The organism is Variovorax sp. P1_H2, from assembly GCF_056405295.1.
In genome coordinates, this window is record NZ_JBFUCJ010000072.1 from 1 (window position 1) to 22,786 (window position 22,786).

At 69.0% G+C, this 22,786-nt stretch carries 24 protein-coding genes; 3 read left to right on the top strand and 21 right to left on the bottom strand.

Annotation, left to right across the window (positions count from 1 at the left end; translation table 11 throughout):
- Positions 1-67: 67 nt before the first annotated feature.
- From AC1D2E_RS22220 to AC1D2E_RS22275, 12 genes are all read right to left on the bottom strand, one after another.
- A complete protein-coding gene (locus tag AC1D2E_RS22220) occupies positions 68-883 on the bottom strand; it encodes an ABC transporter permease (RefSeq protein WP_478199397.1) in 816 nt (271 codons plus the stop codon).
- Positions 880-1,782, bottom strand: a complete 903-nt coding sequence (locus tag AC1D2E_RS22225) for an ABC transporter permease (RefSeq protein ID WP_478199398.1) — start codon at positions 1,780-1,782, stop codon at positions 880-882. Before AC1D2E_RS22225 ends, AC1D2E_RS22220 begins: the two co-directional genes overlap by 4 nt.
- An 82-nt stretch (positions 1,783-1,864) precedes the next feature.
- Positions 1,865-3,004: an ABC transporter ATP-binding protein gene (locus AC1D2E_RS22230; protein ID WP_478199399.1), complete on the bottom strand. Its 1,140-nt coding sequence runs from the start codon at positions 3,002-3,004 to the stop codon at positions 1,865-1,867.
- A complete protein-coding gene (locus tag AC1D2E_RS22235) occupies positions 3,001-4,047 on the bottom strand; it encodes an ABC transporter substrate-binding protein (protein ID WP_478199400.1) in 1,047 nt (348 codons plus the stop codon). The genes AC1D2E_RS22230 and AC1D2E_RS22235 overlap by 4 nt, the downstream gene beginning before the upstream one ends.
- A 27-nt stretch (positions 4,048-4,074) precedes the next feature.
- Entirely contained in the window at positions 4,075-5,061 is a 987-nt protein-coding gene (locus AC1D2E_RS22240) for an isopenicillin N synthase family dioxygenase (protein ID WP_478199401.1), read from the bottom strand.
- Between the two features lie 24 nt (positions 5,062-5,085).
- Positions 5,086-5,769, bottom strand: a complete 684-nt coding sequence (locus AC1D2E_RS22245) for a cysteine hydrolase family protein (RefSeq protein ID WP_478199402.1) — start codon at positions 5,767-5,769, stop codon at positions 5,086-5,088.
- Positions 5,766-6,701 carry an ABC transporter permease gene (locus tag AC1D2E_RS22250; protein WP_478199403.1) on the bottom strand — a complete coding sequence of 312 codons (936 nt, stop codon included), beginning with the start codon at positions 6,699-6,701 and terminating at the stop codon, positions 5,766-5,768. Before AC1D2E_RS22250 ends, AC1D2E_RS22245 begins: the two co-directional genes overlap by 4 nt.
- Positions 6,701-7,822: an ABC transporter permease gene (locus AC1D2E_RS22255; RefSeq protein WP_478199404.1), complete on the bottom strand. Its 1,122-nt coding sequence runs from the start codon at positions 7,820-7,822 to the stop codon at positions 6,701-6,703. Before AC1D2E_RS22255 ends, AC1D2E_RS22250 begins: the two co-directional genes overlap by 1 nt.
- A 4-nt stretch (positions 7,823-7,826) precedes the next feature.
- Positions 7,827-9,341, bottom strand: a complete 1,515-nt coding sequence (locus AC1D2E_RS22260) for an ABC transporter ATP-binding protein (RefSeq protein WP_478199405.1) — start codon at positions 9,339-9,341, stop codon at positions 7,827-7,829.
- A gap of 32 nt (positions 9,342-9,373) precedes the next feature.
- Complete coding sequence (locus tag AC1D2E_RS22265) at positions 9,374-10,465, bottom strand: BMP family ABC transporter substrate-binding protein (protein ID WP_478199406.1); 1,092 nt, start codon at positions 10,463-10,465, stop codon at positions 9,374-9,376.
- A complete protein-coding gene (locus AC1D2E_RS22270; protein ID WP_478199407.1) occupies positions 10,455-10,862 on the bottom strand; it encodes a VOC family protein in 408 nt (135 codons plus the stop codon). The genes AC1D2E_RS22265 and AC1D2E_RS22270 overlap by 11 nt, the downstream gene beginning before the upstream one ends.
- Before the next feature lie 89 nt (positions 10,863-10,951).
- The gene (locus AC1D2E_RS22275) at positions 10,952-11,956 is read right to left on the bottom strand and encodes an isopenicillin N synthase family dioxygenase (RefSeq protein ID WP_478199408.1); all 1,005 of its coding nucleotides are present in this window, start codon (positions 11,954-11,956) and stop codon (positions 10,952-10,954) included.
- A 235-nt stretch (positions 11,957-12,191) separates the two neighbouring features.
- On the opposite strand from AC1D2E_RS22275, the gene rutR reads away from it, so the two are divergent.
- A complete protein-coding gene (rutR, locus tag AC1D2E_RS22280; RefSeq protein WP_478199409.1) occupies positions 12,192-12,938 on the top strand; it encodes an HTH-type transcriptional regulator RutR in 747 nt (248 codons plus the stop codon).
- Positions 12,939-12,956: 18 nt separating this feature from the next.
- Here the strand turns inward: rutR and rutF are convergent, their stop codons facing one another.
- Genes rutF through rutA form a run of 6 tightly spaced genes read right to left on the bottom strand, consistent with a single transcriptional unit; the run spans position 12,957 to position 17,277 of the window.
- Positions 12,957-13,508: an NADH-dependent FMN reductase RutF gene (rutF, locus tag AC1D2E_RS22285; RefSeq protein ID WP_478199410.1), complete on the bottom strand. Its 552-nt coding sequence runs from the start codon at positions 13,506-13,508 to the stop codon at positions 12,957-12,959.
- 32 nt (positions 13,509-13,540) lie between these two features.
- A complete protein-coding gene (locus tag AC1D2E_RS22290) occupies positions 13,541-14,131 on the bottom strand; it encodes a malonic semialdehyde reductase (protein ID WP_478199411.1) in 591 nt (196 codons plus the stop codon).
- Positions 14,128-14,928 carry a pyrimidine utilization protein D gene (gene rutD / locus AC1D2E_RS22295; protein ID WP_478199412.1) on the bottom strand — a complete coding sequence of 267 codons (801 nt, stop codon included), beginning with the start codon at positions 14,926-14,928 and terminating at the stop codon, positions 14,128-14,130. The genes AC1D2E_RS22290 and rutD overlap by 4 nt, the downstream gene beginning before the upstream one ends.
- Positions 14,929-14,930: 2 nt before the next feature.
- Positions 14,931-15,323: a pyrimidine utilization protein C gene (rutC, locus tag AC1D2E_RS22300; protein ID WP_478199413.1), complete on the bottom strand. Its 393-nt coding sequence runs from the start codon at positions 15,321-15,323 to the stop codon at positions 14,931-14,933.
- A 23-nt stretch (positions 15,324-15,346) separates the two neighbouring features.
- The gene (gene rutB, locus AC1D2E_RS22305) at positions 15,347-16,147 is read right to left on the bottom strand and encodes a pyrimidine utilization protein B (RefSeq protein ID WP_478199414.1); all 801 of its coding nucleotides are present in this window, start codon (positions 16,145-16,147) and stop codon (positions 15,347-15,349) included.
- 17 nt (positions 16,148-16,164) lie between these two features.
- Positions 16,165-17,277, bottom strand: a complete 1,113-nt coding sequence (gene rutA / locus AC1D2E_RS22310) for a pyrimidine utilization protein A (RefSeq protein WP_478199415.1) — start codon at positions 17,275-17,277, stop codon at positions 16,165-16,167.
- Positions 17,278-17,572: 295 nt separating this feature from the next.
- Here rutA and AC1D2E_RS22315 point away from each other — a divergent pair, with 295 nt between their 5' ends.
- Positions 17,573-18,526: an MlaD family protein gene (locus tag AC1D2E_RS22315; protein ID WP_478199416.1), complete on the top strand. Its 954-nt coding sequence runs from the start codon at positions 17,573-17,575 to the stop codon at positions 18,524-18,526.
- Complete coding sequence (locus tag AC1D2E_RS22320; RefSeq protein WP_478199417.1) at positions 18,523-19,368, top strand: tetratricopeptide repeat protein; 846 nt, start codon at positions 18,523-18,525, stop codon at positions 19,366-19,368. Before AC1D2E_RS22315 ends, AC1D2E_RS22320 begins: the two co-directional genes overlap by 4 nt.
- Here the strand turns inward: AC1D2E_RS22320 and AC1D2E_RS22325 are convergent.
- The 3 genes from AC1D2E_RS22325 to AC1D2E_RS22335 are packed head-to-tail and all read right to left on the bottom strand — an operon-like array spanning position 19,365 to position 22,755.
- Positions 19,365-19,802, bottom strand: coding sequence for a CBS domain-containing protein (locus AC1D2E_RS22325; protein WP_478199418.1), 438 nt, complete (start codon positions 19,800-19,802; stop codon positions 19,365-19,367). The genes AC1D2E_RS22320 and AC1D2E_RS22325 overlap by 4 nt on opposite strands.
- A 44-nt stretch (positions 19,803-19,846) precedes the next feature.
- Positions 19,847-20,902 (bottom strand): 2-oxoacid:ferredoxin oxidoreductase subunit beta, encoded by a 1,056-nt coding sequence (locus AC1D2E_RS22330; protein ID WP_478199419.1) that lies wholly within the window; start codon positions 20,900-20,902, stop codon positions 19,847-19,849.
- The gene (locus tag AC1D2E_RS22335; RefSeq protein ID WP_478199420.1) at positions 20,899-22,755 is read right to left on the bottom strand and encodes a 2-oxoacid:acceptor oxidoreductase subunit alpha; all 1,857 of its coding nucleotides are present in this window, start codon (positions 22,753-22,755) and stop codon (positions 20,899-20,901) included. Before AC1D2E_RS22335 ends, AC1D2E_RS22330 begins: the two co-directional genes overlap by 4 nt.
- Between the last annotated feature and the right edge of the window lie 31 nt (positions 22,756-22,786).

The window sequence follows — 22,786 nt, forward strand, 5'->3', positions numbered from 1 at the left end:
CCGCCGCGCCGCCGCACCGCCGCACCGCCGCGCCGTCGCGTCGGTGCGTCCGCGCGCCCGGGCGACCTCAGCCGAAGCGCAGCGTGCGCAGGCCCACGGTGCGGTCGACCCACACCACCACCACCAGCGTCAGAAGGATGCTGACCGTCGACACCGCGGCGGCCGTCGGGTCGAAGTCCCAGCGCAGGTAGTCGAAGAGCTGCAGCGGCAGCGTCGTCATGCCGATGCCCTTGAGCAGCAGCGACATGTTGAAGAGGTCGAACGAGATCACGAAGGCGAACAGCGCGCCGGTGATGATCCCCGGCTTGATCAGCGGCAGCGTCACGCGCACGAAGGCGCGCCACGGCGAGGCGCCGAGGCTGCGCGCGGCCTGCTCCAGCGATGCGTCCTGGTTGTAGAGCGCCGACGCCACGTTGGTGAACACGTAGGGCAGGGTCACCAGCACGTGGCCGACGACCAGTCCGAACATCGTGCGCGTGCCGATGCCGCTCGCGTACAGGAAGAACAGCAGCGCGATCGCCGTGAGGATCTCGGGCAGCATCAGCGGCATCATGAGCAGCATGCGCAAGGGCTCGCGCAGGCGCTGCGCATGGCGCACCACGTAGAGCGCGCCGGCGATGCCGATGACCGACGAGATGAGCGTCGCGATGGCCGCCAGAATCAGCGAGGTGCGGATCGCGCGCATGAAGGCCTCGTTGGCGAACAGCGCGCCGAACCAGCGCAGCGAGATGCCTTGCGGCGGGAAGGTCATGAACTCGCCGGCATTGAGCGACATCAGCACGATGATCGCGATCGGCAGCAGCAGGAAGACGTAGACCGCGCCGACGTAGAGCAGGCCGAAGCCGTCCGCCACGCGCTGCGAAAGCGGTGCGCGCCGGTTCATGCCAGCCCCTTCATGAATCGCCCGGTCAACCTGGCATAGAGCGCCACCGCCAGCATGCCGCAAGCCGTGAGCACCAGCGCCTGCGCCGCGCCCGCGGGCCACTGGAAGTTGTCGATCAGGTTCTGCACCACCAGCACCGACATCGTCTTGACCTGCGCGCCGCCGAGCATCACCGGCGTCACGTAGGCGCTCAGCGAGAGCACGAAGACCAGGATGGTGCCGGCCTGGATGCCGGGCCAGGACAAGGGCAGCACCAGCCGCCAGAACACCTTGAGCCGGGAGGCGCCGAGCGAGCGCGCGGCCGATTCGAGCGACGGGTCGATGCTCTGGATCACGCCGACCAGCGGCAGGATCATGAAGGGCAGGAACACGTGCACCAGCGCGATGGTCACGCCCAGCCGGTTGTTCATGAGCTGCAGGCCGGTCTGGACCAGCCCGAGGTCGAGCAGCACGCGGTTGACGACGCCGTTGCCCGACAGCAGGATCAGCCAGCCGAAGCTGCGCACCACCACGCCGACCAGCAGCGGCGACAGCACCAGCACGTACAGCACGCTGCCCCAGCGGGAGCTCGTGCGCGCCAGGTGGTACGCCACCGGGTAGCCGAGCAGCAGGCAGATCGGCGTGACCGTCAGTCCGAGCAGCAGCGTGTCGGCGAGCACGCCCAGCAGGTAGCCGTCACTCAGCGCACGGCCGTAGTTGCCGAGGGTGAAACCGGCGCCGTAGGGCGCGCCGACGGCCGGCGGGCGCAGGCTCATCAGCACGATGTTGAGGTAGGGCAGCACCAGGAAGACGCCGATCAGCACCAGCGCCGGTGCAATCAGCCAGAAGGCGCGGCGCGCCAGCGGCACGGTGCGTGCCGGCCGCGGCACGGGCACCGAGGAAGCGATGGCCGCGCTCATTGCGGCCCCCACGCTCGGCACTTCGTGTCCTCGCTGCCCCCCGAGGGGGTGCGAGCTTGCTTGGGGCGGCCCGGCGCGGCGCTCATTCGTTCCCCGCGATGATCCAGGCGTGGCCGGGCTCGAAGCGCATGCCGCTGGCCGCGCCGGCCGCCACGCGCTGGCCCGGCGCGGTCTGCACCAGCAGCGACAGGCCGTCGCCGCACTGCAGCGTGTGCTCGACGCTGCTGCCGAGAAAGTAGCTGCTGCTGACCCGCCCCTGGAACGGACCGCGGCCGTCGAAGTGGATCGCCTCGGGCCGGATCGTGACGTGCACCGCGCGGCCCGGCGCCAGCGGCTGGTCGAATTCGGCCTCGACCGCACCGATCGAGGTCTCGACGCGATAGCGCAGGAAGCCGTTCTCGCCGGGCAGCATCGAATGCACGCGGCCCTCGATCAGGTTCGAGCGGCCGATGAAGCGCGCCACGTCGACGCTGCGCGGGCGCAGGTAGATCGCCTCGGGCACGTCGAACTGCTGCAGCCTGCCGCCGAGCATCACGGCCACGCGGTCGGACATCACCATCGCCTCGGCCTGGTCGTGCGTCACGTAGAGCGTGGTGATGCCGATGCGTTTCTGCAGTTCGCGGATGAACACCCGCATGTCCTCGCGCAGCACGGCGTCGAGGTTGGCCAGCGGCTCGTCGAGCAGCAGCAGGCGCGGCTCGATCACCAGCGCGCGCGCCAGCGCCACGCGCTGCTGCTGGCCGCCCGAGAGCTGGCGCGGATAGCGCTCGGCCATGCTCGCGAGCTGCACCATCGCCAGCACGGCGTCGATGCGGCGCGCCATCTCGGCCTTCGGCACCTTGCGCATCTCGAGGCCGAAGGCCAGGTTGCGGCGCACCGTGAGATGCGGGAAGAGCGCGTAGTTCTGGAACACCATGCCGATGTCGCGGCGCTCCGGCGGCAGGTCGGTGATGTCCTCGCCGTCGAGCAGGACCTCGCCCTGGTCGGGGTACTCGAAACCGGCGACGCAGCGCAGCGTGGTGGTCTTGCCGCAGCCGCTGGGCCCCAGCAGCGAGATGAACTCGCCGGGCTCGGTGTCGAGCTCCAGCGCGTGGATCGCGGTCATCGACTGGAAGCCCTTGCGCAGACCGCGCAAGCTGAGCCGCGTCATGCGGCGCGGGCGTATCGCGGCCGCGGCATCGGCGGCAGCCGGCAGCGCGCCGGCGGGCATCACCGCGCTCATTTGATCTCCCGGTTCCATCGGTCGGTGATGGCGGGCAGTTGCGGGTTCACCTTGCTCCAGTCGAAGCCGACGATCGACGCCATCGCCTTGCCGCTAACCGGCACCTCGGCCATCAGCTCGGCCGGCAGCTGCACCTTGGTGCTGGTGGGCGAGGTGTAGAACTCCTTGGCCATCATCAGCTGCACCTCGGGCTGCAGGATGAAGTTGAGGTACTTGTACGCGTCCTCCTTGTTGGGCGCGTTCTTGAGGATGTTGAAGGACTGCTCGAAGGCCACGACGCCTTCGGTCGGCACCACCATCTCGACCGGCACACCCTTCTTCTTGAGCGCCACGATCTCCGGAAAGTCGATCACCGCGACCGTGACGTCGCCGCGGGTGAGCATGGTCGACAGCGTGCCGCTCCAGTCGGCCTGCGTGAAGGGCAGCAGCTTCTTGATCTCGACGAAGGCCCGGTCGATGGCGTCCTGCGAGCCGCCGTAGATCTTGGCGGTCATCAGCAGGAACAGCATCGCGGCCGTGTTGCCGATCTGGTAGAGGCCGATCTTTCCCTTGAACTCCGGGTTGGTCCAGAGGTCGGTCCACGACTTGGGCGGCGTTTTCACCAGGTCCTTGCGGTAGCCGATGCCGATGGTCGACACGATGCCGCGCACGCCGTTGTCGCCCGGGTTGCGCAGGTTCGGAAAGACGTTGGCGAGGTTCGGCACCTTGGACAGCGGGATCGGCTCGAAGTAGCCTTCGTCGCGCACCACGCTGGCGATGTTCTCGTTGACCATCAGCACGCTGTAGGGCGGCTTCTCGATGCCGGCCGCGCGAAGGTTGGCGATGAAGTTCTTGCCCAGGCCGACGTCGAGCGTGGGCTGCACGCCGCCGGCCTTCTCGAACATCGGCAGCAGGTCGCTGCGCCAGAACTTCTCCCAGCGGCCGCCGTAGGTGTTGACGACCAGCGGCGAGGCGGCAAAGGCGGACAGGCCCGGCAGGCCGAGCGCGGTGGCGGCGGCCAGGCTGCGAAGAAGCGTTTCGCGACGATTGAGCGGTGCGTTCATTGGGGCTTTCGGCAAGAGTGGGATGAATCAGGCTTCGACGGTGCCGGGGGCGGGTGCGCGGCGGTAGTCGTAGTTGCGGTTGAGCCGGTCGAGCAGGTAGTCGCCGTAGTGCACCGGCTCGTACAGCGGCGGATGGGCGTCGTCGGTGCAGGTCGGCAGGCACTCGATCAGCGCGTCCATGCCGGGGTCGAGGAAGTAGGGCAGCGAGTAGCGGTCGCCGCCCGAGCGGTTGATGACGCGATGCGGCGTCGACACGAAGCGCTGGTTGGTCCAGCGCGCGAGCATGTCGCCGACGTTGAGCACGTAGGTGTTCGGGATCGGTGGGGCCTCGATCCAGTCGCCGCCGCGCGGGCGCACCTGCAGGCCGCCGGCATTGTCCTGGGCCAGCAGCGTGATGACGCCGTAGTCGGTGTGCGGCGCCGAGCCCATCTGCTCGTCCTGCACCGGCGGCTGCGGCGGGTAGTGCAGCAGCCGCAGGAAGGTGGTCGGCTTGTCGAAGTAGTGGTCGAGCGCGTGCGCGGGCATGCCGAGGCTCATCGCGATGAGCTGCACGATGTAGCGGCCCAGCGCGTCGACCTCGGCGATGTAGTTCTCCACTCTCGGCCTGAAGTCCGGGATCCAGTCCGGCCACTGGTTGGGGCCCTGCAGCGGCAGGCCGGCGAGCAGGCCAGGATCGTCGGGCGGCAGTTCGTGCATCAGCATCAGCGACTCGCTCACGTTGGGCCGCGTGACCTTGGCCACCGACGAGGTCACGATGGTCGAGGTCGCCATGCCCATGTAGCCGCGATGGAAGCCGTTGATCGCGATCGACTGCTTGCGCGCCAGCGGCGAGGCGTGGAACTCGCGCGAGGCGTCGAAGGCCGCGTCGCGCGAGGCCGGCCTCACGTTGTGGCCCGCGATGTAGGCGAAGCCGATGCTGCTCAGGGCGTCGTATAGGTTGGCGGCGGCATCGCGCGCGGCGGGCGCCCGCGGATCGATGTTGCCGCCGAGGTCGATGAGGGGGATGGAAGTCATGGCAAGGTCCGCAAGGGCGAGGGGCTAGAAGGAAAGGCTCTGCTGCCACTGCGCCAGCAGGTCGCGCGAATCGACCACCAGCCCGAGGTGCAGCGACACCATGCTGAGCGCCGCGGCCTCGAGGTGGTCGTCGGTGCCGCGCACCAGGTCGCGCAGYACGATCACGCGGTAGTTGTGGTTGTTGGCGTCGAAGGCGGTGTTCAACACGCAGCAGTCGGTGAAGCCGCCGTTCAGCACGACGGTCTTGATGCCCTGGTTGCGCAGCAGGAAGTCGAGGTCGGTCGGGTAGAAGGCCGACAGCCGGCGCTTGTTCTCGACCCGCATGTCGCCGGGCTCGACGCGGGTCACCCATTCGGTCCAGCGACTGCCTTCGAGTGCGTGGGCGTCGGCATTCGGGATCTCGCCGACGTGAAGCGCAAAGGTGCGCCGCCATGCGGCCGGAATGCCGCCGAGGTCGTCGCTGCCGTCGGCCCGCAGCACCGACTTGACGTGCACGATGCGCACGCCCAGCGCACGGGCGCGGTCGTGGAAGGCGTCGATCGGCGCCACCACGTCGCGCGCACGCGGCGCCGGGCACGGGCAGTCCGGCCCTTCGTCGAGGTGGCCGCGGTGCATGTCGATCGAGACCACGGCGGTGCTGGCCGGGTCGAGGTAATCGTCGAAGGCGTCGCCCAGCTCGCGCGGCTTCTCGTAGACATAGGCTCTCATCGCCGCTCCTCGCGCACGTAGGGCACGCCGAGCGCGCCGGGCTCGCCTTCGCCGCCGCGCCGTGCCAGCGCGACCCATACCATCACGCCGAGCGTCACGGCGTAGGGTGTCATCTGCACGAAGTACTGCGGCAGTTGCACGCCGGCCGCGGCCATCTGCGGGATCAGGGCCTCGATGCAGCCGAAGAGCACCGCGCCGGCCAGCGCCTTCCATGGCGACCAGCGCGCGAAGATCACGAGGCCGACCGCGATCCAGCCGCGACCGCCGGTCATGCCCGCGATCCACAGCTTGGTGCTGACCACCGAGATGTAGGCGCCGGCCAGGCCGACCAGCGCGGAACCCGCCAGCACGGCCGCGAAGCGATAGGCCGACACCGGGATGCCGGCGGCGTCGGCGGCCTGCGGGTTCTCGCCGACCGCGCGCAATCGCAGGCCGGTGCTGGTGCGCATCAGGAACCAGGTGACCGCGACGAAGATCGGCAGCGTGAGCCACACCAGCGCGTTCTGCTGGAACAGGCGGCCCGCCACCGGCAGCGCCGACAGCGGCCACAGTGCGACGGAGCCGATGCCCGCCGTCGCCTTGTTGGTCCAGTCGGCGAGGGTGCCGACCAGCGCGGTGAGGCCCTGGCAGAAGAACACCAGCGCGAGCCCCGCGATCACCTGGTTGACGCGCAGCCAGATCACCATCGCCGCGAACAGCAGCGACACCACGGCGGCCGCCAGCATCGCGATCAGCAGCGACACGGCGGCCTCGCCGAAGACCAGTTGCGCGCCGATGCCAGCCAGCGCGCCGACCAGCATCAGGCCTTCGGCGCCGAGCGACAGCACGCCGGCACGTTCGCAGACGATCAGGCCGAGTGCGGCGAGTGCATAGGGCACCGCGAAGTCGGGTGTGTTGGCCAGCCAGTTGAGGGCGATCGAGAGCGCATCCATCACGCGGCCTTGCCGACCACCGCGCGCAGGCGGTGGCGAATGAAGAAGTCGGACGAGGCGACGCAGATCACGACGATCGCCTGGATCAGCTGCACCATCGAGAACGGGATCTGATAGAAGACCTGCAGGTTGCGCCCGGCGACGAACAGCGCCGCGACCAGCAGCGCCACCACCGTCGCCGCCAGCGGGTTGTTGCGCGCCAGGAACGCGATCAGGATGCCGGAGAATCCGTAGCCGTTGTAGAAGGCCTGGGTCAGCCGGCCCTCCTGCCCCGCCACCACCACGAAGCCCGCGATGCCCGACAACGCGCCCGACAGCAACACCGCCGCGAGGATCATCTTGCGCACCGGCACGCCGACCGCATGGGCCATGCGCGGATTGGCGTCGACGAAGCGCAGGTACAGCCCGGCGCGGCTGATGCCGACGAAGCACCACGCGAGCAGCGCCACGGCCAGCGCCAGCCCGATGGCCGCGGTGCTGACGTTGCCGAACCATTCGGGCAGTCGCTCGAAGGCGCGGAACTGCGGCGAGTAGGGGAACGAATCCTTCGGGTCCTTCCATGCGCCGTACACCAGGTGCAGCAGGAAGTTGCCCGCGATGTAGTTGAGCATCAGCGACGAGATGATCTCGTTGACGCCGAGCCGCAGCTTGAGCAGCGCGGGCGCCAGCGCCCACAGCATGCCGAGCGCGATCGCGACCCCCAGCATCAGCGGCAGCCGCGCCGCGGGCGGGCCGATGTCGTAGAAGGAGATCGCGGTGGCGCCGATCGCGCCCCAGATCATCTGGCCCTCGAGCCCGAGGTTCCAGAAGCGGGCCCGGAAAGCCATCGAAGCCGCGATGCCGACCAGGATCATCGGCGCGGCCTGGAACAGCACCGCCTGCAGGCTCTGCAGGTCGAACAGCGTCTGCGTCACGAACTCGTCGAGCAGCTCGCTCGCGGGCACGCCGGCACCGACCAGGATCGCGGCCGAGAGGGCCATGCCGACCAGCAGCGAGGCGGCGAGGATCAGCGCCTGCCGCGGCCAGCCCATCTGCTGGCGAATTTCGAGCGCGAAACGCCGGCTGGACCCGGGGCGGCGCACGGCGCCATGTCCCGGTGCGGCGGGGGCGTGGAGGGTCATCGGTTCAGCCATGGTCGACCATCGCCTGGCCGACCTGCTGGCGGTCGGCGGGTTGGGTGAATTCCGCGACGATGCGTCCGCGCGTCATGACGCCGACGCGGTCCGCGAGCGCGAGCACTTCGTCGAGGTCCTCGCTGATCAGCAGCACGGCCGCACCGGCGTCGCGTGCGGCGAGCAGCCGCGCATGCACCTCGGCGCCGGCGCGAACGTCGAGCCCGCGGCTCGGGCTGTGCGCCAGCACGACGCGCGGCGCACGGCCGAACTCGCGCGCCAGCACCAGCTTTTGCGCGTTGCCGCCCGACAGCAGGGCGGCCTTCTGGCCGAGGTTGCGCACGCCCTGCACGTCGAACTGCGCGACCGCGGCTTTCGCATCGGCCGCGAGCCGCTTCGTGTCGAGCCGGAACACCGAGCCGTAGCGGCCATCGTGCACCTGTCCGATGCCGAAGTTCTCGGCAACCGACAGCCCGCCCGCGAGCGCGGCGCCATAGCGGTCGGCCGGAATGGCCGCGAACCGCAGGGCGCGCCGCTGTGAGGTCGTGGCTTGCTTGAGGTCGCCGAAGTCCTGCAGCGTGATGTCGCCCTCGATGGCGTCGTCGAGCCCCATCAGCGCGGCCGCGAGCTCGCTCTGGCCGTTGCCGCCGACGCCGGCCAGCCCGTAGATCTCGCCGGCGTTGAGCGTCAGGTCGACGCCGTCGAGCGCGGGCCGTCCGCCATGTGCCGTCGAGCGCAGTCCGCGCACGCTGAGCCGGGCCGCGCCGGACGTGGCGCGCGCGTGCTGCGGCGGCGCGAGCGACTCGCCGACCGTGAGCTGCACCAGCTCGCGGACGGCAATGGCCTTCGGGTCGACCGTCCTCACGGTGCGGCCACCGCGCATCACGGTCACGCGGTCGGCGTAGGTCTTGACATCGGCCATTTTGTGGGTGACGAGGATCACGGCCGCGCCGCTGCGCGACAGCGCGTGCACGGTCGACAGCAGGCGCTCGGCCTCCTGGTCGGTCAGCACGGCCGTGGGCTCGTCGAGGATCAAGATGCGCGCGCCGGCCAGCAGCACCTTGAGGATCTCGACGCGCTGCTGCTCGGCGATCGACAGCCGCTCGGTGCGCTGCCGCGGATCGATCGAGAAGCCCAGCGCGTCGGCCTTGGCCTCGATCTGCGCCTCGAGCGCCGCCAGCCGCTTGCGGTGGCTGCCCTCGCCCGACGCCAATGGATGGCCGAGCAGGATGTTCTCGGCCACGGTGAAAGGCTTCACCAGCTTGAAGTGCTGGTGCACCATGCCGATGCGGTGCAGCGCCGCATCGCGCGGGCCGCCGAGCTGCACCGGGTTGTCGTCGACCCGCATCTGGCCGGACTCGGGCGCATAGAGGCCGGCCGCGATGTTCATCAGCGAGGACTTGCCGGCGCCGTTCTCGCCGAGCAGGGCGTGCACCTCGCCCCAGCGGGCGCTGAAGTCGGCGTCGATCAGGGCCCTGAAGCCGTCGAAGGACTTGCCGATGCCGATGAGCTGGAGCGCGGTCTGCACGAGATCCCTGTCAGTTCGAGGTCACTTCCGCGTTACTTCTGCGTGACGACGCCCTTGACGAACCAGTCCATCTTCCAGAGCTCCGCATCCGACAGCACGGCCCCCTTGGCGACGCGCTCCTTGCCGTCGCGGTCGGCCAGCGGGCCGGCGTAGACCTGCTTGCCCTTCAGGATGGCATCGCGCTCGGCGGCGATGGCGGCGGCCTTGTCCTTGGGCACCGCGGTGCCGAAGCCGGCGATGTCGGTGCCGCCGTCCTTCATCTCGATGAAGGCGCCGTATTGCGACGGCTTCCAGTTGCCGGCCATGACCTTCTTCAGCTCGGGCGTGAGGAACTTGTCCCACACCCAGACCGATGAGCACTGGGTCGCCTTGGGCGCGAACTGGCGCAGGTCGCGATGGTGGCCGGTGCCGTACACGCCGCGTTCCTGCGCCACGATCTGCGGCGTCGGGCTGTCGACGTGCTGGCCGATCACGTCGGCGCCCTGGTCGATCAGCGCCGCCGCGGCCGCGCGCTCCTTGACCGGATCGTTCCACGCGCCGGTGTAGATCACGTTGACGGTGGCGTTGGGGTTCATCTTCTGCGCACCGAGCGCGAAGGCATTGATGGTCCAGTTGACGACGCCGAAGGGGTTGGCCGCGACGAAGCCGAGCTTGCCGGTCTTCGAGGCCGCGCCAGCGGCCATGCCGCACAGGTACTGGCTCTCGTAGGTGCGGCCGTAGAAGGATTCGAGGTTGCTGCCGTTGGTGGTGCCCGAGCCGTTGAGGAAAGCGACGTCGGGGTACTTGGCCGCGAGCTCCTTGAAGCTGTCCGAATAGCCGAAGGCGGTGCCGATGATGATGTTGGCGCCGCGCTGGATGAACTTCTCGGCGGCCGGCTTGATGGCCGACGCGTCTTCGGGCACGTTCTCGACGAACTGGATCTTCTCGCCGGTTTCCTTCTCGACCTTGATGCGCGCCTCGTCGAAGGCCTGCGTCCAGCCGCCGTCGTTCTTCGGGCCGAAGTACAGCATCGCGATCTTGGGCTTGCCCTTGAGGGTGAAGCCGTCGGCGGCCACGGCCGGGCCGGCCAGGGCCATGCCCGCCAGCAGCAGCGCCACGGCGCAGGGAATCGATTTACGCAACATCGCTCTGACCTTTCATCATGAAATTGATCCGGAACACGTTGCCCTCGGGGTCGAGCAACACCGACTGGTACCAGTCGTAATAGGTGACGTAGGGCGCCTTGATCAGCGTGGCGCCGGCCTCGACGGCGATCGGCACCATGCGGTCGACGTCGGCCTGCGCGTCGACGTCGATGTTCAGCAGGAACTTGACGCCGCGCGTGTCCGAGAACTCGGACAGCTGCAGCAGGCCGTAGGCGTCGTGCGCGTTGAAGCCCAGGCTCGAGCGGCCGGTGTCCAGGCCGCGGAAGATCGGCGAGCGGATCGCCTCGATTTCGGCGAAGCCGAACACGCGCTGGTAGAAGCCGCTGAGCGCGACCACGTCCTTCGCGAAGACGTTGACGTAGGAGAGATGGGGCATGTCAGTGCCCGCCCGGCCGCCCGAAGGGCACTGAGCACCCCCTCGGGGGGCAGCGATACGCGAAGCGATGAGCGTGGGGGCGTTTCATGTCAGGCGATAGGGGCCTTGGTGCCGCCGAAGGTGGTTTGCTTGACGAACTTCGACTTCAGGTGGTCGCCCGAGCTGACCGGTGCGTACTTCGGCTGTTCGCCGGGCGCCAGGCAGCTCGGCAGGCACTCGACCATGGCGTCGTAGTTGGGCTGGTGGAAGAACACCAGCGATTGGCGGCGGTTGGTGTTGGCGATGTCCGGCGGCGGGTTCACGACGCGGTGCAGCGTCGACACCCACTGGTCGTTGGTCCACTGCATCATCAGGTCGGCGATGTTGACCACCAGGGCGCCTTCGACGAGCGGCACGTCGACCCACTGGCCCGCCTTGTTGAACACCTGCAGGCCCTTGTCGTCGGGCAGCACCACGGTCAGGCTGCCGTAGTCGCTGTGGGCGCCGGCGCGCAGCTGGCCGGGCAGCGCCGCCTCGGTCTGGGGCGGATAGCTCAGCACGCGGAACATGCTGATGTGCTTGTCGATCTTGTCGTCGAAGAAGCTCTCGGGCAGCTTCAGGGCCAGCGCGAAGATGCGCATCAGCGAACGCGACAGCTCGCTCATCGCCTCGAAGTACGCGTCGTACGCGGCCTGGAAGCCCGGCAGCGGCGGATAGGCGTTGGGCTCGAAGTGCGGGCCGGCCGCCTCGCCGCGGTGGTACGCGTCGTTCGGCACCTTGGCCGGGCCGATCGAGAACGATTCCTTCAGGTCGCCGGGTGCCGCTTCTTCGAGGCTGTACGACAGGCCTTCCTCGCCGACCGCGCTGTAGCCGCGCACCGCATCGTCGCGCGGCCGGTCGACCTTGCGCTTCTCGGCCAGCGGCAGCGCGAAGAACTCGCGCGACACGGCCGACACGCGCGCGATCAATTCCTGCGAGATCCCGTGATTCGTGATGACGAGGAAGCCGATGCCGCGGCAGGCCTCCTCGACCTTGCGCGCGACTTCGGCCTTGCCTTCGGGCGTGGCCGCGAAGTAGGGCGCCAGGTCGATGATCGGAACGGACAAGAGTGTCATGCGTCAATCCTTGAACAACGCAGGGTGGGCGCGTTGCGCAGCACGACATGCAACGTCCATGCCAGTTGGACCAAATGGACAAATACGGTAGGCTGCGACGGCGCGGCGCCCGATTGCGCGTGCATGTGCCTCGCGTTGGTGCGCCGCATGGTCCAGCCCGGGGCGATGCGCGGGTACGGCTCGTGCAAGCGAACTGCGCACGACATCCGACAACACACGAGGAAAGCAGCAGCACATGCCAAAGACACCGGGCGGGCGAACGGCCACGACGCGCAAGGGAACGGCGGTGGCGAAGCCGGGCAAGGCCAAGGCGTCGCAACGCGTCATCGCGAAACGGACGCCGGTGCCGCGCAGTCCGGCCGCCGTGAGCCGGCGCCTGCGCCAGATCGAGGACAAGCGCAGCGTGATCCTCGCCGCCGCCCTGGGGCTGTTCTCGCGCTTCGGCCTGCATGGCACCAGCGTCGACCAGGTCGCGGCGCGCGCCGACGTGTCGAAGAGCAACCTGCTCTATTACTTCGCCAACAAGGAAGAGCTGTATGTGTCGGTGCTGCGCGATCTGCTCGCCGTATGGCTCGAGCCGCTGCGCGGCTTCCATGCCGACCAGGACCCGCGCGAAGCCATCGCAGACTACATCCGGCGCAAGCTCGTGATCTCGCGCGACCAGCCCGATGCGTCGCGCCTGTTCTGCCTGGAGATGATCCAGGGCGCACCACTCCTGCGCGACGAACTCGGGCGCGAACTGCGCGACCTGGTCGACCGCAAGTCGGAGGTCATCCGTGACTGGGTGGCCGCCGGCAAGCTGGCGCCCGTCGACCCGCACCACCTGATCTTCGCGCTCTGGGCCACCACCCAGCACTACGCCGATTTCGGTGTCCAGGTGCAGGCCATCACCGGCCGCACGCTCGACGATCCGGCCTTCTTCGAGCAGGCGGTGGCGAACGTCCAGCGCATCGTCCTCGAAGGCGTCTCGGCGCCGTCGTAGCGCCCCGGCCTGAGGGCATCAGTGCGGCTGGGCCACGATGTCGTGGTAGCGCCGGTCGAAGTAGATCAGGCCGTGCGCGGTGTCGCCCAGCGCGATCGCCACGGCCTCGCAGAACAGCACGTCGTGGGTGCCGACGCTGGTGCTGCGCACGACCCGGCAGTCGAAGGACGCGGCCGCGCCTTCGAGCACGGGCGAACCCGTGGCGCCGGTGCGCCAGCGGCCCGCGGCAAAGCGATCGTCCATCGGCGTCTTGCCGCCGAAGACGCCGGACAGCGTCTGCTGGCCGGCCGCGAGCACGTTCACGCACAGCACGGCGTTGGCCTGGAACGCGGGGTACACCGACGCCGTGCGCTTGAGGCAGATCAGCAGCGTGGGCGGCTCGTCCGTCACGCTGCACACCGCGGAGGCGGTGAAGCCGGCGCGCCCGGCCGGGCCGTCGGTGGTGATGATGTTGACCGCCGCGCCCAGGCGCGACATCGCGTTGCGGTAGTCGGTCTTTTCGAGCACCCGGTCCGGGCTGTCGGGGGCGGCGGCGTTGGATACAGCGGCAGGCACGCGGGCGGTCAACATGGTCGGTACTCCGTGGACAGGTTCGGCCGTGCTCAGGCCAGCGTGCAGGCGTCTTTGAAATCGAGGCGCGGCAGGCGGCCGAACACCTTCGAGGCATCGCCGTGGCCGAGGTTGATGAGGAAGTTGGCGGTCCATGTGCTGCCGGCGAAGAACGCGGCATCCACCTTGGCCTTGTCGAAGCCCGACATCGGGCCCGCGTCGAGCCCGAGCGAGCGGGCGGCAAGCAGCAGGTAGGCCGCTTGCAGCGTGCCGTTGCGGAACGCCGTCTCGTGGGCGAGCTCGGGGCTGCCCGTGAACCAGCTCTTCGCGTCGCCGTGCGGGAACAGCTTCGGCAGTTCCTCGTAGAAGGCCTTGTCCCAGGCGGCGATCACGGTCACGGGTGCGGTCAGGGTCTTCTCGAGATTGCCTTTCGACAAGGCCGGGGCCAGGCGCTGCTTGCCCTCCGGCGTGCGCACGAAGACGAAGCGGCCGGGCGAGCAGTTGGCCGAGGTCGGGCCCATGCGGGCGAGCTCGTACAGCTGCCGCAGCACGGCGTCGGAAACGGGCTCCGCGCGCCAGCCGTTGTGCGAACGGGCTTCGGAGAAGAGGGTCGCCAGCGCGGTGTCATCCAGGTTGGGGGTCATGGTGTGCTTTCGGGTGCCGTCACGCGGGAGAGGAACGCGAGCAAGCTGCGGTTGAAGGTTTCGGGGTCGGTCACGCTGTGCGCATGGCCGCCGTGCGGCACGCGGTCCAGCGTGGCGTTCGGCAGGCCGTGCGCAAGGCGTTGCGAGCAGGTCCAGGGCACCAGCACGTCGTCGGTGGCGGCCGCGACCAGCGTCGGCGCGGCGATGTCCGCCAGGCGTGCATCGACGTCGAAGGCGCGCAGCGCCGCGATGCGCGCGCGCATGTTGGCCTCGCCGGGGAAGTGCGCATGCGCATGCTCGACCTCGTCGGCGACGCGCTGCGCATGCTCGGCGCACCAGGCGGCCGGGTACAGGAAGATCGGCTGCGCCTCGACATAGGCGCGCGCGCCGCAGGCGCCGAGCAAGGCCAGGCGGGCGTCGAAGCAGCGCGCCGAATGCGAATCGGGCCGGGACCACGCGTTGACCAGCACCAGGCTGGCGACCCGCGAGGGCGCGTCAAGCGCCAGCTGCAGGCCCGCCAGGCCGCCCAGCGCATGGCCCACCAGGTGGCAGCGCGGCGTCGACGTCGCGTCCATGATCTCGATCAGGTCGCGCGCCATGTCGGCGATCGCATAGCCCTCGGCGAGCGCGGCGGGGCTGCGTCCCGTGCCGCGCTGGTCGTAGGCGATCACGCGGTGGCCGGCGGCGAGCAGCGCGCCGAGCTGCGGCTGCCAGAAGCCGGCCGAGCCGCCGAGGCCCGACGACAGCAGCACCGCGTCGCCCCCGGCCGGTCCGTGCACCTCGAAATGCAGCGGCATGCTCAGGCCTTCTTGCCAACGTGCGCGATCGAGGCGATCTCGACCAGCGCATCGGGCTTCACGAGGCCGCACTGGATGCAGTAGCGCGCCGGCTTCACGCCCGGGAAGTACTCGGCGTAGACCGCGTTGACCTTGGCGTAGTCGGCCCAGTCCTTGATCATGATCATGTTGAAGGTGACGTCGTCCATGGTGCCGCCGGCGGTGGTGATGACGCTCTTGATGGTCTCGAGCACATGCCGGGTCTGCGCCGTGGCGTCGCCGACGTGCACCACGTTGTTGTCCTTGTCGAAGGGCAGGGTGCCCGAGACGTAGACGACGCCGTCGGCCATGGTGCCGGGCACGAAGGGCGCGATCGGGGTGGTGGTTCCGGGCGGGATGATGGCTTGCTTGGGCATGGTTTTTCCTTCTTGGATTGGAATCAGGCAGTGGCGGCTTCGGCCGCGGCGGGTTGGACGGCGGCGCGCGGCGCGAAGGTGCGGCAGAAGTCGTCGACCGTCGAGACCCAGCCGAAGAAGGTCTCGACGTTGTAGACCGCCGCCTTCTGGATCGCTTCGCCGCCGAGCTCGTGCGTGGCGTCCTCGAGCATCACGGCGAAGTACTCGAGGTGGAAGGCGTCGCGCAGCGTCGACTCCACGCAGACGTTGGTCGCGATGCCGGTGAACACCAGGTTGCGGATGCCGTGCGCGCGCAGCGTGCTGTCGAGCGTGCTGTTGAAGAAGCCGCTGTAGCGCGTCTTGGGGATCACGATGTCGCCCGGCTGCGGCTTCATCGCGTCGATCAGTTCGTAGTCCCATCCGCCCTTGGCGAGGAACTTGCCTTGCAGCTCGGGCTTCTTGCGCATGGTCTTGAGCGCGTTCGACTTGTACCAGTTGGGCGAGCCCGGGCCGCCGGCTTCGACGTACGCCGCGTCCCAGCCGTTCTGCAGGAACACGACCCGCATGCCGGCCGCGCGCGCAGCGGCGATGCTGCGCGCGATGTTGTCGATCACGCCCTGCGCGCCCGAGATGTCGAAGCCGGCCGTGTCGACGTAGCCGCCGATCGACGCATAGGCGTTCTGCATGTCGACCACGATCAGGGCCGAGTTGGCGGTGTGCAGCGCCAGCGGTTCGGGGCGCGCGGGCAGTACCAGCGGCGCGGGCGCGCCCGGCGCGTTGGGCACGCCGACCGGCGTGGTGGAGCTGAGGGTGGTATTGCGGGGGGTGCTGGTGGGCGTGGTCATGGCGACTCCGTTTCGGTTCAGGCCGCAAGGGCTTGCGGCGCTGCCTGCGTCGGCACCGGGGTGTCGGCGCCCACGCGGCTCTTCATCAGCGGCTGGATGCGCTCGCCGAAGGCTTCGATGCCTTGGACGAAATCGTCGAAGGTCAGCAGCACGCCCTCGGTGCCCGGCACCTCGGCCATTTCGTCGAGCATGCGCGCGACGCTGGCATACGAGCCGACCAGCGTGCCCATGTTGATGTTGACGGCGGAGGTCGGGTCGGCCATCTGTCGTACGTTGGTGTCGGCGCCGGATTGGGTGTCGGCGGCGCCCTGTGCGCCGAGCCACGCGATCGCCTCGTGGTCGGCGCCGGCCTTGTAGTGCTCCCACTTGGCACGCGCGGCCTCGTCGGTCTCGTCGGCGATGACCATCATCAGCACGTAGGTGGTGACGTGGCGGCCGGTCTTCTTGGTGGCGTCGATCAGCTTCTCGGCGGCGGGCGCAAAAGCCTTGGGCGTGTTCACCCCCTTGCCGAAGCAGAAGTTGTAGTCGGCGTATTTGGCGGAGAACGCCATTCCGGAATCGCTCTGGCCGGCGCAGATCACCTTCATGTCGACCTGCGGCCGCGGGCTCAGTCGGCAGTCGTCCATCTTGAAGTGCTCGCCCTTGAAGTCGGACTGGCCCTTGCCCCACAGGTCGCGCAGCACCTGGATGTATTCGGACAGGTAGGCGTAGCGGGTGCCGAAGAACTGGTCGCCCGGCCACATGCCCATCTGCGAGTACTCGGGGCGCTGCCAGCCGGTCACCAGGTTGAGGCCGAAGCGGCCGTTCGAGATCGAGTCGATGGTCGAGGCCATGCGCGCGACGATCGCCGGCGGCATCACCAGCGATGCGGCGGTGGCGAACAGCTTGATCTTCGTGGTCACGGCGGCCAGGCCGGCCATCAGGGTGAAGGATTCGAGGTTGTGGTCCCAGAACTCGGTCTTGCCGCCGAAGCCGCGCAGCTTGATCATCGACAGCACGAAGTCCATGCCGTAGTGCTCCGCGCGCTGCGTGATCCGCTTGTTGAGTTCGAAGCTCGGCTTGTACTGCGGAGCGTTCTCCGACAGCAGCCAGCCGTTGTTGCCGATGGGGATGAAGATGCCGACGTTCATGGGGGACTCCTGGGACTTGAATGGAATGTCTGCGCTGGGGATTGCACAGACCGTGCCAAGGCAAATCCTTTGGAAATCAACGGCTTGCATCGATTTCCATGCATCGTTTTGACCAAATGGTCCAAAACGGAGCATTCGGATGGTCCGGCGGCGTTCGGCTTTGGTGCGCCGCTCCACCTCTACGCCTTTGGTCCCATACCGCGATTCCGCTGCGCCAGCCTAGAGTCGAAGATGCGCAGGGCGGGCAGGCCTGCTACCGTGCTGTCCTCTCACTGTCGATCGACGGAGGATCTCAATGCCACAACCCGACCCCAGGCGCTGGGCGTTTCCCGCCATCGCCCTCCTGGTCCTGGCCATCGCGGCGCTGCTGGCCTTCATCGCCCACCAGCAGGGCCTGTTCAGCCGCCAGGACCGGCTCTACGTCGAGGTGCCCGACGCGGCCGGCATGGCCGAGGGCATGCCGGTGACGACCCATGGCGTGGTGATCGGCAGGATCCGTGGCATCGGGCTGGCCGTGGCGCAGTCCGGCGACCGCGGCGCCCGGGTCGAGCTGGGCATCGGGCGCGAGCACATGGCGCAAATTCCGAAGGGAACCCGAGCCCGGCTGGTCCAGGACAGCGCGACCGGCAAGCCGGCGATCGACCTGGTGCCCCCGCGCGGCGGCGCCCAGGCGGTCGAATCCGGTGACGTGCTGGCATTCGAACGCGGCAGGGAAGGCGGCCAGATGGTGCAGGCGCTGCAGGCGGCGCTGCTGCCGGCGATCGCCGATGCGCGCAAGCTGGCCGAGAGCCTGACCGACCCGGACGGCAGCTTCCAGCAGACGCTGAAGGCCGGCCAGGAGGTGGTGGGCAAGATGCCCGCGCTCGCCGAGAAGACCGTCGAGGTGCTCCAGCAGACGCAGCAGGCCGTGAAGACCATCGAGAGCGGTGCGGCGGCAACGATTCACAAGGCCGGTCAGACCCTCGAGGTCGTGGCGCAAGCCGCGCCTGCGGTGATCGACAAGGTGCAGCAGGCCGCGGCCACTTCGCAGCAGGCCAGCGCCGAGCTGCAGGCCATGGCGGCGCAGGCTGGCGAAAAGCTGCCCGGCGTGCTCGACCAGGTCCAGGCCGCGGCGACGCAGACCAACCAGATGGTGAGCAATGCCCGCCAGACCTGGCCGATCAGCTGGCTGACCGGCACGTCGACCACGCCGCAGTCGCTGCCGATCGACAGCATCGGCGGGCTGCCGCTGCCGGGGGAGACCCCATGAGGCGCGCACTGAGACTGATCGCCTGCGCCGTCTGTGTCGCCGCGATGGGCCTGTTGGCGGCCTGCTCGTCGCCACCGGTGCGCTCGCCTGCGGACATCCGGGCCCAGGGCTACAACACGCAGGGCATGGACCGCTACAAGGCCGGCGACCTGCCGCGCGCGCTGGCGTTCTTCGAGCAGGCGCTGGCGGTCGAGCAATCGATCGAGGACGACGATGCCATCGCAGCCACGCGGCTCAACCTGTCGATGGTCTATCTGGGCATGGGCCGCCGGGACGAGGCGCTGAAGCAGCTGGACCTCGTGCAGGACGAGCCCCGCCTGGCGTTCAGCAAGGACCGGCGCGCCGAAGCCGCGTTGCGTCGCGCGATGGCCCTGCAGCCGACCGATGTCGCCAGCGCCGGCCAGTCGCTCGATCGGGCCGCCGCACTCTGCGGCAGCAGCTGCAGCGTCCGCGGCAAGATCCTCAACCTGAAGGCCTACCTGGCGCTGAATGCCGGGCGCCCCGAGGAAGGACTGCGACTCGCGCAGCAGGCCCACGGCGCGCTGGCCAAGGACGACGCTCTCGAGAAGGCCAACGCGCTGCGCCTGCAAGGCAGTGCCTACATCGCGATGCGGACGCCTGCGGCGGCGGCGGCGCCGCTTGCCGAAGCCTTGAAGATGGACAAGGCGGCCGGAGCGAGCGAGAAGATCTACCAGGACCTGCTGTTGCTGGGCCAGGCTTCGGCCGACAAGCCGGAGGTTGCCAAGGACTATTGGACAAGGGCCCGCGACGTGGCGCTGGCGGCCAGGAATCAGGCGGGCGTCGAACGCACCGCGAAGCTGCTGGGGGCGCCTGCGCCCTAACCCAGCACGTCGTTCACCTGCTCGTTGAACTCCGCCTGGCTGAGCGCCGCGCCGATCTCCCGCGGCAGCGCGTCGCGCATCGAGAACACGCCGAGAATCCTCGTGCCCGACACCAGCGGCAGGTGCCGGAAGCCGCGCTCGAGCATCAGCACGACGGCATCGGACACCAGCGTATCCGGCGCCACGCAGATCGGGTTGGGTGTCATGACCTCGCGCGCCGCGGTGCGATCGGGATCGAGCCCCCGGGCCAGCACGCGCGTCATCAGGTCGCGCTCGGTCAGGATGCCGAGCAGGGTGTCCGGCGGCTCCATGACGAGCACGCTGCCGCAGTTGGCGCGCGTCATCACGCAGGCGGCATCGCGCGCGCTGGCCTGGGGGCCCAGGCTGGTCACGTGCTTGCGCGAGATCGACTGGAAAACAGTGCGTTCGGCCATGGTCCGCCCTCCGAAGGAAGCGCTATGGTGCCGCTGGGAGCGGTTCAGCGCAAGGCGTCGTTGAGTCGGTCGAGCGCCTTCGCGCCGGGGCAGAGCTGGGCCGGGCCCAGCGTGTTGAGCGGCCGGTCGCTGGTGTTCAGCGCCGTGTGCAGGTCGGTGGCCAGCGGATCGACGTAGAGCAGCCCCGTCACGACCTCTCCCATCTCCTGGTGCCGCTGCATGTGGGCCATGGCGGCGTAGCGGTCGCCGGGGTCGTAGCCGGCGTGCAGGCTGCGCAGCCGCAGCAGGGTGCCGTCGTGCTGGCGCACGTCCAGCACCTCGCCCGGCGCCATGTCGACCGTGATCTCGTCGCGCGCGCTGATGAAGTCGATGCGGCTCACGGCCTCGTTGTGTTCCCGCACGTAGTCGTAGCTCTTGGTGCTGCCCGGATGGTTGTTGAAGGCGACGCAGGGGCTGATGACGTCGATGAAGGCCGAGCCGCCGTGGCTGATCGCGCCTTTGATCAGTGGCACAAGTTGCGCCTTGTTACCCGAAAAGCCGCGTCCGACGTAGCTGGCGCCCAGTTGCAGCGCCATGGCGACCAGGTCGACCGGGCTGTCGGTGTTGACCACCCCCTTCTTGCTCTTCGAGCCCTGGTCGGCCGTGGCCGAGAACTGGCCCTTGGTCAGGCCGTAGACGCCGTTGTTCTCGACGATGTAGGCCATGCGCACGCCGCGCCGCATCGCGTGGGCGAACTGGCCAAGGCCGATGGAGGCCGAGTCGCCGTCGCCCGAGACACCCAGGTACAGCAGGTCGCGGTTGGCCAGGTTGGCGCCGGTCAGCACGCTGGGCATGCGCCCGTGCACGGTGTTGAAGCCGTGCGAGGCACCGAGGAAGTAGTCCGGCGTCTTGGAACTGCAGCCGATGCCCGAGAGCTTGGCCACGCGATGCGGCTCGATGTCGAGCTCCCAGCAGGCCTCGATGATGGCGGCCGAGATCGAATCGTGGCCGCAGCCGGCGCACAGCGTCGAGATCTTGCCTTCGTAGTCGCGCCGCGTGTAGCCGACCTTGTTGGTGGCCAGCGTCGGGTGGTGCAGCCGGGGCTTGGCGAGGTAGGTCATGCGGCTTCCTTGGGTTCGGTGGCGCGGGGCGCATGCGCCCGGACGTGCGCGCTGATCGCTTCGACGATGAAGCGCGCCGTGATCGGCGTGCCGTCGAAGTGCAGCACGCGGATCAAACGCGCGGGGTCGATGTCCAGCTCGTTGACCACCAGGCTGCGCATCTGCGCGTCGCGGTTCTGTTCGACCACGAACACTTGTCGGTGCTGCGCCAGGAACTGCGTCACGCTGTCCGGGAACGGGAAGGCCCGCAGCCGCAGCGCGTCGAGGTGGATGCCGCGCGCTTCCAGTTCCTCGAGCGCCTCGTGCATTGCGGGGCTGGTCGAGCCGAAGTAGATCACGCCCAGGCCGGTCTTCTCGGCGGCGGGGCGCGGCACCGGCTGCGGCACCAGCGTGGCGGCGGTCCGGAACTTCTTCAGCAGCCGCTCCATGTTGTAGATGTAGTCGGGCCCGCGCTCCGAGTACCGGGCGTAGGCGTCGCGCGTCGTGCCGCGGGTGAAGAAGCTGCCCTTGGTCGGGTGCGTGCCCGGCAGCGTGCGCCAGGGGATGCCGTCGCCGTCGACGTCCTTGTAGCGGCCGAAGTCGCGGCCGGCCTCCAGCTCCTCGGCGGTCATGACCTTGCCGCGGTCGTAGACCCGGCTGTCGTCCCAGTCGAAGGGCTCGCACAGGCGCTGGTTCATGCCGATGTCGAGGTCGGTCATCAGGAACACCGGCGTCTGCAGCCGGTCGGCCAGGTCGAGCGCCGCGGCGGCATGCTCGAAGCACTCGTGCGGGTCCTCGGGAAACAGCAGCACGTGCTTGGTGTCGCCGTGCGAGGCGTAGGCGCAGGACAGGATGTCGGCCTGCTGCGTGCGCGTGGGCATGCCGGTGGAGGGGCCGCCGCGCTGCACGTTGATCAGGGTGACCGGGATCTCGGCGAAGTAGGCCAGGCCGATGAACTCGCTCATCAGGGAGATGCCGGGCCCCGAGGTCGGCGTGAAGGCCCGCGCACCGTTCCAGCCGGCGCCGACCACCATGCCGATCGAGGCCAGCTCGTCTTCGGCCTGCACGATGGCGAAGCGGTTCTGGCCGGTCGCCGGGTCGACGCGGAACTTGGCGCAGTACTTCTGGAAGGCCTCGGCCACCGAGGACGAGGGCGTGATCGGATACCAGGCCGCGACCGTAGCGCCGCCGTACACGCAGCCCAGCGCGGCGGCGCTGTTGCCGTCGACGAAGATCCGGTCGCCCACGCGGTCGGCGCGCCGCACCTGGAGCCCGACGGGCTCGCGCAGGTTCTCGCGCGCGAAGTCGCAGCCCAGGTTCAGCGCCTGCACGTTGGAGGCCAGCAGCTTCTCCTTGCCCTTGTACTGCTCGCCGAACAGCTTCTCGACCACCTCGGGCTCGATGCCCAGCAGCACCGCCAGGGCGCCCACGTAGACGATGTTCTTGAACAGCTGGCGCTGGCGCGGGTCGTGATAGACCGCGTTGCAGATCTCGGTCAGCGGCATGCCGATGACGCGGATGTCGTCGCGGAACTTCGATGGCGGCAGCGGCCGCGTGCTGTCGTAGAACAGGTAGCCGCCGGGTTCGAGCTCGGCCACGTCGGCGTCCCAGGTCTGCGGGTTCATGGCCACCATCATGTCGGTGCCGCCGCGCCGGCCCAGGTGGCCCTTCTCGGTCACGCGCACCTCGTACCAGGTCGGCAGGCCCTGGATGTTGCTCGGGAAGATGTTGCGCGGGCTCGCCGGCACGCCCATGCGCAGGATCGCCTTGGCGAACAGCTCGTTGGCCGAGGCCGAGCCAGAGCCGTTCACGTTGGCGAACTTGATGACGAAGTCGTTGACCGCTTCGATCTGTCGAATTCTTCCCACGCTCATTGGCTAACCTCCGTGCTTCGCACTGCGGCGC